We start from the raw sequence: 7,842 nt of genomic DNA, 5'->3' as shown, positions 1-7,842 counted from the left end.
CGGGGGTATTGCCGGCACCCACTCCAATGGCAGGCTTGCCGCTGGAGTATGCAGCGTGTACCATACCTGGGCCGCCGGTTGCAAGGATGATGTCCGCCTCCTTCATGACCATGTTGGTCAGATCCAGACTGGGCACATCGATCCAGCCAATGATGCCCTCCGGCGCTCCGGCAGCAACAGCCGCCTCCAGTACCACCTTTGCCGCTGCAATGGTAGAATGCTTGGCACGGGGGTGGGGACTGATGATGATGCCGTTCCGGGTTTTCAATGCAAGCAGGGTCTTAAAAATAGCGGTGGATGTGGGGTTGGTGGTGGGGATCACCGCAGCGATCACTCCGATTGGCTCGGCAATCTTTTTGATGCCGTAAGCCGCATTCTCCTCCACCACGCCGCAGGTTTTGGCGTTTTTATATGCGTTGTAGATGTACTCCGCCGCATAGTGGTTCTTGATGACCTTGTCCTCTACAACACCCATGCCGGTTTCCTCTACAGCCTGTTTTGCCAGGGGGATCCGCTGCTTGCATGCGGCAAGGGCGGCTGCCCGGAAGATGGCGTCCACCTGTTGCTGGGAGTAGGTGGAAAACTGGGCCTGTGCCTTGCGGATTTCCCGGAGCTTTGCCTCCAGAGCCTCCACGCTGTCAACAATACGGTTTTCGTTCATACTGCACACTCCTTTTTCTGAGAAGGGGGTACTGGAAACGGGTGCCCGTTTCCGCTTATGGCTAGTATATCCCGCAAGTTTGTGAATATTTTAACACACAAAAGGGAACAAAAACGCAAAAGGAACGCATATTCCAATTGCGGGATCGCGGCATGCACACTTCCTTACCGCTTGCTTATAGACTATCATATTCCAAGCAAAAATGCAATGGCGGAAATGTACATTTTTTCGACTATTTATGTTTGTATTTGTACATAGTGCACATGCCAGAGCGGCAAATTCCAGATTGACAATCCGGCAGATTCGTGGTAAACTACAGATAGGAGCAGGATGCCCAGAGCATCCCGGACAAGGAGGAACTGACTATGGCAGATATGAGTAATTTTTTCGATAAGGTAAAGGAGAGTGCAGCCAATGCGGCTGCTGCAACCGGCAAGGCAGTGAAGGGTGCATCCAACAGTGCAAAGAAGATGGCAGAAACTGCAAAGCTGAAGCACGAGATTTCCGGGCTGGAGGATAAGACCGCCGGTGTGTTCCGGGAGATCGGAGAGCTGTTCTACACCAGAAGCAAGGGAGAAGCAGATGAGGCATATGCGGAGCTGTTCGCAAAGGTTGCAGAGACCCGGAAGGAGATTGAGCAGAAGCAGGCAGAGCTGAACCAGCTGGAAAACAGTGCGACTTGTCCTGCATGCGGCAAGCGGGTTAAGTCCAGTGCGGTGTTCTGCTCCTATTGCGGCGCAAAGGTCAAGCAGGAGGAACCGGCAGAAGAATCTGTTGCTGAGACACCTGACAAGAGTCACTGTCCCGCATGTGGTGTGGAAACCGTTGCAGACGCAGTATTCTGTCCGGCATGCGGCGCACGCATGACCCCGGCAGAGGATGTGGTAGATGTCCCCAAGGAGGACGTAACCGTAGAGCCTGCAAAGGAATAAACATGGACGAGTCGTGGAAACGCCAGGCATTCCGGATCGTACAGCAAAGGCAGCTTTGCAGCTGCATGAATAACACCAAGTGGAACGAACTCCGCAATGCGATGCGGTTTGAAATGCCCTTTCCACCGTCCTTTACGATGAAGACCCTTTTCGAGGAGCAGCAGCCGAAGCCAATGCAGGATGACTATGATCCGGGCGACTGGGAGGATCCCTTTGAATTTGGTGCCGATCAGTTCGATGGAATCGCCATTGAATGGATCCGGATCCATCCCAGATATCTGGAGCGTCGGGGTCGGTTGATCCCACCGCAGGTGCAGGATGCTTCCGAACAGCTGGAAAGCCTGCTGCAAAAATACGCCATTCCCTTTGAACAGTACGGCTCAGATTATCTGATTTACGGATATCGTTGAATATACCCCCCTGCCTTTCCCGTATTTTCCGGAAAGGGCAGGGGGTTATTCTGTGTCGGATTTTGCCGCTGTGCATATATTGTAATGTGCATGGATGCACAGAAAGGAGTGTACAGCGATGCAGGAGTATGAACGCAGAGGGCTGTACGGGCGCAGCCAGATGCCCATGGGGGGGCGGTTTCCGGAGGAAACACCCCTTGCCATGGCATATGTGCCGATGCAGACATGGGAAGAGCCCTACGATATGGAAGAAGGATTTTGCCGGGGAACCATTTTCCCCAGCCTGTATTATCCGTTCCTTGCAGCAGGAGGGGAGGCAGACAATGGACGAAAGGGTTAAACTGTTGCGGCAGGTACAGCAGTGTGATTTCACGCTGTATGACCTGCAGCTGTATCTGGATACGCATCCGGCGTGCCGTCGGGCTATGGAACAGTATGAGAAGCATCTCCGCCACCGCCGGGAGCTGGAGGAGGAGTATGTACGCCGGTTCGGGCCGCTTCGTGCAGAGCAGGCAGCCGGTTCGGAGCCATGGAGCTGGGTTGAAAATCCCTGGCCCTGGGAAGGGGGGCAGTGCTGATGTTCGCTTATGAAAAGAAGCTGCAGTATCCGGTCAACATCAAGCAGCCCAATCCAAAGCTGGCGAAAGCTATCATTACTCAGCTTGGCGGACCGGACGGCGAGCTGGGTGCGGCCCTGCGGTATCTGAGCCAGCGTTATGCTATGCCCTATGGAGAGGTCAGCGGCATTTTGACGGATGTAGGCACCGAAGAACTGGGTCATGTAGAAATGATTTCCACAATTGTATACCAACTGACACGGAATCTGACACCGGAGGAGATCAAGCGTTCCGGCTTTGACACCTATTTTGTGGATCACACCACGGGCATTTACCCCATTGCTGCTTCCGGGCAGCCCTTCACAGCCAGCTTCTTTCAGTCTACCGGAGATGTGATCACGGATCTGACAGAGGATCTGGCAGCAGAGCAGAAGGCACGCACCACCTATGACAACATCCTGCGGCTGGCGGATGACTACGATGTGCGGGATGCCATTCGCTTCCTGCGCCAGCGGGAGCTTGTGCATTTCCAGCGATTCGGGGAAGCGCTGCGCATCACCCAGGATAAGCTGAACGCAAAGAACTTCTACGCCTGCAACCCGGCATTCGACAAGGGCTGCGGCAGAAAATAATATCCGGCGATTCGCTGAAAACAGGCAGAGTGCATTTGACATTCTGCCTGTTTTGTGATAAAATACAATGAGCAGTCTGCGCATGGGCGCAGGGAAAGAATCGTGATTAAGGACTATGGATTTTCTGGAATCAATGCAATGGCTTCACGGACAGCGGGATCGGGGCATCCGACCAGGACTGGACACCATGCAGGTGCTGCTTGCCCGGATGGGGAATCCCCAGAAGGGACTGCAATCCATTGTGGTGGCAGGTACCAACGGAAAAGGCTCCGTGTGCGCCATGCTGTCCGCTGTGCTGGAGGCAGCTGGCTGTTCCGCCGGGACGTATACCTCTCCGGCGGTGTTTCAATTGCTGGAACAGTATAAGCTGGGCACCTCCTGTTGTACGGCGGAGCAGTTTGCACAGGCATGCACGCTGGTGCGGCAGGGTGCGGAAGCCCTTGCCCGGGATGGGATCTACCCTACCGGCTTTGAACTGGAAACGGCTGCTGCTTTTGCCCTGTTTGCACAGCAGGGCTGTGGTCTGGCAGTGCTGGAATGCGGCATGGGCGGAGACCTGGATGCCGTGAATGTGGCGGAAAACCGGCTTCTGGCGGTGATTACCCCCATCGCAGTGGATCATACCCGGTTTCTTGGGGATACGCCGGAGGAGATTGCCCGGCACAAGGCAGGCATCGTCACACCCGGCTGTCCCTTGGTGACCGCTCCCCAGACTCCGGCTGTGCTGTCTGTGCTGGAGGATGCATGCGCCGCTGCGGGCAGCCGCTGCATTCCCGTGCCGGAGGGGGCATTGACCATGCTGGAGGATACTCCAAAGGGCATGCTGCTGAAGCCTGAAGAAGGGGAGCCCTATCTGCTGGGACTGCATGGAGCGTATCAGTGCGGCAACGCTGCGGTGGCGCTGGAAGCATGCAGACAGCTTGCAAAGGCGGGGCTGCCCATTTCCGACGGGGACATTCGCAGAGGCTTTGCAGCAGCACGGCATCCGGGCAGATTTCAGCTGCTGGGAGAAGCGCCGGTATTCGTGCTGGACGGGGCGCATAACCCACATGGCATGGATGCCTTCTGCACCGGGCTGGAACAAATGTTTCCGGGCAGGGAGATTCTGGCTGTGATGGGCGTATTCCGGGACAAGGCATATGACCGGATGCTGCAGCGGCTCAGTCGCACCGCTTCCGGGCTGTATGCGGTAACGGCACCGGGTGCAAGGGGACTGGATGCCCGACAGCTTGGAGCAGCGGCGGAAGCATACTTTTCCAGAGTCCGGGTGGAGCCGGATCCCGTTCAGGGAATCCGGGAAGCCGCCCGGCATTCGGATGCAGTGATTGCAGTGTGCGGATCCCTGTCTTTTCTGGCAGAGGCTGCGGCGGAGATCAACAAAGTGAAGTGAGGAGTCTTTTTATGGACGCAGAAAAGATCAGGCAGGGGGTGCGCCTACTGCTGGAGGGCATCGGTGAGGATCCGGAGCGGGAAGGGCTTCGGGATACGCCTGACCGGGTGGCAAGAATGTATGCAGAGCTGTTTGCCGGATATGCAGACAGTGCATCCACCCATCTTTCCACCACCTTTGCCAGCCCGGACAGCGAAATGGTTCTGGAAAAGGATATCACGTTTTATTCCACCTGTGAGCATCACCTTCTGCCGTTTTTCGGAAAGGTACACATCGCCTATATTCCGGACGGCAGGGTAGTGGGAATCAGTAAATTGGCAAGGACAGTAGAAGTATTCGCACGGCGTTTGCAGATCCAGGAGCAGATGACTGCCCAGATCGCAGACGCACTGATGGCGGAGCTTCACCCGAAAGGAGCAATGGTAGCAGTGGACGCAGAACACACATGTATGACCATGCGGGGCATCAAAAAGCCCGGCACAAGAACGCTGACGTATTGCAGTCGCGGCGCATTCGCAAAGGACCCGGAGCTGAAACGGGAATTTTTCAGCCTGGTACGATGACCGTTACCAACCGCATTGCAGCAAATGAGCTGTTCCTGCAATGCGTGGAAAAGAACAGCAAATATGAAGAAAACCGGCAATTCTGTAAGCATGGCTGGGAGCATCTGATGGACGTTGCCCGGATCGCTTACATTATAAACCTGGAGCGGGGCTGCGGTCTGGAGCGTGACCTGGTGTATGCTGCCGGATTGCTGCACGACTGCGGCAGATATGTGGAGCTGGAGCAGGAAACCCCCCACGAAAAGGCGGGCGCCCGGCTGGCAAAGCGGATTCTGCGGGAGTGCGATTGCCCGGAGACCTGGATCAGCCAGATCGGTCAGGCGATCCTGGAGCATCGGAAGGGGAGAGCCACCTCAGAACTGGGAGATCTTTTGTTCGAGGCGGACAAGCGTTCCCGTCCCTGTTTCCGGTGTGAGGCTGAAGCAGAATGCAACTGGAAGTCCTCCCAGAAAAACCGGAAAATCAAGTACTAGGAGCGGCTATGAAAACCAGAATCGGAAACCGTGTTTACGGGAATCATACATATATAATGGGCATTCTGAACGTCACGCCGGATTCCTTCTCCGATGGGGGACGGTATACCGGGCTGGACGCTGCCCTGTACCATGCAGAGCAGATGCTCCGGGAGGGTGCGGATATTCTGGACGTGGGGGGAGAATCCACCCGTCCCGGCTACACCCGGATTTCCGATGAGGAGGAGATCAGCCGGATCACGCCGGTGATCGAAGCCATCCGGGCACGGCTGGATATTCCCGTGTCGGCGGACCCCTACAAGCCGGCGGTGGCTGCTGCCGCATTGCAGGCAGGTGCGGATATGATTAACGACATCTGGGGCTTTCAGGCAGAGCCGGGCATGGCAGAGGTTGTGGCACAGGCCGGGGCTGCCTGCTGTCTGATGCATAACCGGAAGGAGCCGGTGTACGACAGCTTCTTTGAGGATGTACTGTCGGATCTGCGCCGGAGCATCGCCCTTGCAAAAGCCGCAGGAATCCCGGACGACCGGATCCTGCTGGACGGAGGCGTGGGCTTTGCCAAAAGCCGGGAGCAGAATCTGGAGATCATCCGGCGGGGCAGCGAGATCGCTGCGCTGGGGTATCCGGTGCTGTTGGGCACCTCCCGGAAATCCGTGATCGGACTGACGCTGGATGTTCCGGTGGATCAGCGGCTGGAGGGAACCCTTGCTACAACAGTGGTGGCGGTTATGACCGGCTGCCAGTTTGTCCGGGTGCATGACGTGCTGGCAAATCGCCGGGCAGTGGATATGACCGAAGCCATTCTGGGAAAGGAACGGCAGGATGGATAAAATCCGGATTCAAAATCTTACGGTGTTTGCCAATCATGGCGTCCTGCCGGAGGAGCGTGTGCTGGGACAGAAGTTTCTGATCTCGGCGGAGCTGCATCTGGACACCCGTGCCGCCGGCATGCAGGATGATCTGACCCGGACGGTGAACTATGCGCAGGTGTGCAGCTTTATCTGTCAGCAGATGCAGCAGACCTTTCAGCTGATCGAGGCGGCGGCGGAGCACCTGGCACAGGGGATCCTCCGGGAATATCCCCTTGTGCGCCGGGTGGATCTGGAGCTTGCAAAGCCTTGGGCGCCGGTGCATCTGCCGGTGGAATCCGTCAGCGTACAGATCAGCCGCAGCTGGCATCGTGCCGCCCTGTCTATGGGTTCCAATCTGGGGGACAGCCGTGCCCATCTGGATGCGGCAGTCCGGGCGTTGCAGTCGGATTCCATGTGCCGCAACTGCCGGATGTCTGATTATCTGGTCACCAGACCCGTGGGATACACGGAGCAGCCGGATTTCCTCAACGGGGCAATGGTGCTGGACACCCTGTATACCCCCCACGAATTGCTGGACAACTTGCAGCGCATCGAGCAGTCCCGGCATCGGGAACGGGTGGTCCACTGGGGTCCCCGCACGCTGGATCTGGATTTGATCTTCTATGATGACCGGATCATTTCCGATGCCCGGCTGCAGGTGCCTCATCCGGAGGCGGCAAACCGTTTTTTCGTACTCAAGCCCCTCAGTGAACTGGCACCCTACTGGATGCATCCCGTCCTGCACCGGACGGTGGCACAGCTGCTGGCGGACAATCCGGAGCCGGTATGAACCTGATTGCCGCAGTGGACGGTGCATGGCACATCGGGTTTGGCAGCCGTACCGCCTATCATCTGCCGCAGGATCTGCATCACTTCCGACGGCTGACCTACGGAGGCGTGGTTGTCATGGGGCGGAAAACCTTTGAAACCCTGCTCCATCCACTGGAGGGACGGGTGAATCTGGTGCTCAGTCGGTGCATGCAGCCCCGTCCGGATATTGTCCTCTGCCGGGAGCTGTCCTTGCTGCCCGGCATGCTCAGAAGCATGGAGAACCGGCCTGTATGGGTCATCGGAGGGGCAGAGATCTACCGACTTTTGCTGCCCTTCTGCACCTGCGCCCATATGACCTATACGGAGCGGATCTACCCGGCGGACTGCACCTTTCCTGCGCCTTTACCGGCGCTGGGCTGGATGCTAGAGTCGGAGGAGCCGGTGCCGGATACCAACGGTGAATTCCAGTTCCGGGTGTACCGGAATCCCGCCCCCAAGACCCTTGCATGAGAATCCCCCTTTGCGGCATACTAAGCAGTGTGATCGCAAAGGGGGATTGCTGTATGGAGAAAATTACGGTAATGGGGGAGGCGCTGCTCCGG

General features: G+C 57.1%; 12 protein-coding genes. 11 read left to right on the top strand and 1 reads right to left on the bottom strand.

The window, feature by feature from the left end:
* Positions 1 to 661: aldehyde dehydrogenase family protein (locus QVO51_RS02825; RefSeq protein ID WP_288167785.1), on the bottom strand; the 661-nt coding region annotated here is incomplete at its 3' end.
* A gap of 365 nt (positions 662 to 1,026) precedes the next feature.
* On the opposite strand from QVO51_RS02825, the gene QVO51_RS02820 reads away from it, so the two are divergent.
* The 11 genes from QVO51_RS02820 to QVO51_RS02770 all read left to right on the top strand — a co-directional run bounded on the left by QVO51_RS02820 (position 1,027) and on the right by QVO51_RS02770 (position 7,750).
* Complete coding sequence (locus tag QVO51_RS02820) at positions 1,027 to 1,593, top strand: zinc ribbon domain-containing protein (RefSeq protein WP_022357150.1); 567 nt, start codon at positions 1,027 to 1,029, stop codon at positions 1,591 to 1,593.
* Between the two features lie 2 nt (positions 1,594 to 1,595).
* Complete coding sequence (locus QVO51_RS02815) at positions 1,596 to 2,003, top strand: DUF6678 family protein (RefSeq protein ID WP_022357149.1); 408 nt, start codon at positions 1,596 to 1,598, stop codon at positions 2,001 to 2,003.
* Positions 2,004 to 2,121: 118 nt separating this feature from the next.
* Complete coding sequence (locus QVO51_RS02810; RefSeq protein WP_015557272.1) at positions 2,122 to 2,343, top strand: spore coat associated protein CotJA; 222 nt, start codon at positions 2,122 to 2,124, stop codon at positions 2,341 to 2,343.
* Positions 2,327 to 2,581 carry a spore coat protein CotJB gene (locus QVO51_RS02805; RefSeq protein WP_015557273.1) on the top strand — a complete coding sequence of 85 codons (255 nt, stop codon included), beginning with the start codon at positions 2,327 to 2,329 and terminating at the stop codon, positions 2,579 to 2,581. Before QVO51_RS02810 ends, QVO51_RS02805 begins: the two co-directional genes overlap by 17 nt.
* Positions 2,581 to 3,192, top strand: a complete 612-nt coding sequence (locus QVO51_RS02800) for a manganese catalase family protein (RefSeq protein WP_022357148.1) — start codon at positions 2,581 to 2,583, stop codon at positions 3,190 to 3,192. Before QVO51_RS02805 ends, QVO51_RS02800 begins: the two co-directional genes overlap by 1 nt.
* Before the next feature lie 115 nt (positions 3,193 to 3,307).
* Positions 3,308 to 4,582, top strand: a complete 1,275-nt coding sequence (locus QVO51_RS02795; protein ID WP_281527609.1) for a bifunctional folylpolyglutamate synthase/dihydrofolate synthase — start codon at positions 3,308 to 3,310, stop codon at positions 4,580 to 4,582.
* A gap of 11 nt (positions 4,583 to 4,593) precedes the next feature.
* Positions 4,594 to 5,145, top strand: coding sequence for a GTP cyclohydrolase I FolE (folE, locus tag QVO51_RS02790; RefSeq protein WP_015557291.1), 552 nt, complete (start codon positions 4,594 to 4,596; stop codon positions 5,143 to 5,145).
* Positions 5,142 to 5,618: an HD domain-containing protein gene (locus QVO51_RS02785; RefSeq protein ID WP_022357146.1), complete on the top strand. Its 477-nt coding sequence runs from the start codon at positions 5,142 to 5,144 to the stop codon at positions 5,616 to 5,618. The genes folE and QVO51_RS02785 overlap by 4 nt, the downstream gene beginning before the upstream one ends.
* Before the next feature lie 8 nt (positions 5,619 to 5,626).
* Entirely contained in the window at positions 5,627 to 6,448 is an 822-nt protein-coding gene (folP, locus tag QVO51_RS02780) for a dihydropteroate synthase (protein ID WP_022357145.1), read from the top strand.
* Positions 6,441 to 7,259 (top strand): 2-amino-4-hydroxy-6-hydroxymethyldihydropteridine diphosphokinase, encoded by an 819-nt coding sequence (gene folK, locus QVO51_RS02775; RefSeq protein ID WP_022357144.1) that lies wholly within the window; start codon positions 6,441 to 6,443, stop codon positions 7,257 to 7,259. The genes folP and folK overlap by 8 nt, the downstream gene beginning before the upstream one ends.
* A complete protein-coding gene (locus QVO51_RS02770; RefSeq protein ID WP_022357143.1) occupies positions 7,256 to 7,750 on the top strand; it encodes a dihydrofolate reductase in 495 nt (164 codons plus the stop codon). The genes folK and QVO51_RS02770 overlap by 4 nt, the downstream gene beginning before the upstream one ends.
* Positions 7,751 to 7,842: the final 92 nt, after the last annotated feature.

The organism is Ruminococcus sp. CAG:379 (genome assembly GCF_000434255.1).
Taxonomy (GTDB): domain Bacteria; phylum Bacillota; class Clostridia; order Oscillospirales; family Ruminococcaceae; genus Ruminococcus_F; species Ruminococcus_F champanellensis.
This window is presented reverse-complemented; position numbering and strand designations above follow the sequence as displayed.

Coding starts and splice junctions, on each gene's coding strand:
- QVO51_RS02820 (WP_022357150.1), top strand. CDS start 1,027: ATGGCAGATATGAGTAATTTTTTCGATAAGGTAAAGGAGAGTGCAGCC.
- QVO51_RS02815 (WP_022357149.1), top strand. CDS start 1,596: ATGGACGAGTCGTGGAAACGCCAGGCATTCCGGATCGTACAGCAAAGG.
- QVO51_RS02810 (WP_015557272.1), top strand. CDS start 2,122: ATGCAGGAGTATGAACGCAGAGGGCTGTACGGGCGCAGCCAGATGCCC.
- QVO51_RS02805 (WP_015557273.1), top strand. CDS start 2,327: ATGGACGAAAGGGTTAAACTGTTGCGGCAGGTACAGCAGTGTGATTTC.
- QVO51_RS02800 (WP_022357148.1), top strand. CDS start 2,581: ATGTTCGCTTATGAAAAGAAGCTGCAGTATCCGGTCAACATCAAGCAG.
- QVO51_RS02795 (WP_281527609.1), top strand. CDS start 3,308: ATGGATTTTCTGGAATCAATGCAATGGCTTCACGGACAGCGGGATCGG.
- folE (WP_015557291.1), top strand. CDS start 4,594: ATGGACGCAGAAAAGATCAGGCAGGGGGTGCGCCTACTGCTGGAGGGC.
- QVO51_RS02785 (WP_022357146.1), top strand. CDS start 5,142: ATGACCGTTACCAACCGCATTGCAGCAAATGAGCTGTTCCTGCAATGC.
- folP (WP_022357145.1), top strand. CDS start 5,627: ATGAAAACCAGAATCGGAAACCGTGTTTACGGGAATCATACATATATA.
- folK (WP_022357144.1), top strand. CDS start 6,441: ATGGATAAAATCCGGATTCAAAATCTTACGGTGTTTGCCAATCATGGC.
- QVO51_RS02770 (WP_022357143.1), top strand. CDS start 7,256: ATGAACCTGATTGCCGCAGTGGACGGTGCATGGCACATCGGGTTTGGC.